We start from the raw sequence: 278 nt of genomic DNA, 5'->3' as shown, positions 1-278 counted from the left end.
CACCACCCGCTCGAGATCCCACAGCACGCGGTCGGCGTTATCCGCCGGGTGCGAGACGCCGTGCGCGCGTTACCCGCTCCGACACTTCCGCGGGACATGCTCGCGGCAACGACGGTGGGCGATCTCGCCTTCACTCACGTCATCGACGCCCGCACTCTCGCCGTCGTCGCCCGCAAGGATCGCCACATCCAGCCGATCGCCGCGATGATCACCGAACACCTGCTCGGCGTCACCGCGACCGTGGTCGGCAGCGCGATCACGGTCACTCTCCGCTGACC

The 278-nt window shown here is 69.1% G+C and carries 1 protein-coding gene; it reads left to right on the top strand.

Annotated elements, in window-relative coordinates; all coding sequences use genetic code 11:
• The coding region (locus tag IG65_RS0134190) for a hypothetical protein (protein WP_231509626.1) at positions 1-276 on the top strand (276 nt) is incomplete at its 5' end.
• Positions 277-278: the final 2 nt, after the last annotated feature.

The sequence above is a fragment of the Nocardia sp. NRRL WC-3656 genome, from assembly GCF_000720265.1.
Lineage (GTDB): Bacteria > Actinomycetota > Actinomycetes > Mycobacteriales > Mycobacteriaceae > Nocardia > Nocardia nova.
The sequence above is the reverse complement of the archived record's forward strand: the minus strand, read 5'-3'. Positions and strand labels throughout refer to the sequence as shown.